Here is a 223-nt window from a genome sequence, read left to right as displayed (position 1 = left end):
ATACGATTACAGTGACAACCAGCGATGGTGTTGAACAAGAAATTGTTATTACTATTAATGGTGTAGATGATGCGACAGAAATAACCGTTGAAACTGGAGACAGTGATACGGGCGGCGTAACAGAAGATGTCGATATAACAACAGACAGTAAACTGACCGACAGCGGGTCATTAACGTTCAGTGATGTTGATACAACAGATAGCGAGAACTTCGAACCTACAAT

Annotated in this window: 1 protein-coding gene; it reads left to right on the top strand. The window is 41.3% G+C overall.

Annotation, left to right across the window (positions count from 1 at the left end; genetic code table 11):
* Positions 1-223 (top strand): VCBS domain-containing protein (locus V6255_RS18500; RefSeq protein WP_341629432.1); only part of this gene is annotated, 223 nt, incomplete at both ends.

This window comes from Psychromonas arctica, from assembly GCF_038155225.1.
GTDB classification, from domain to species: domain Bacteria; phylum Pseudomonadota; class Gammaproteobacteria; order Enterobacterales; family Psychromonadaceae; genus Psychromonas; species Psychromonas arctica_B.
This window is presented reverse-complemented; position numbering and strand designations above follow the sequence as displayed.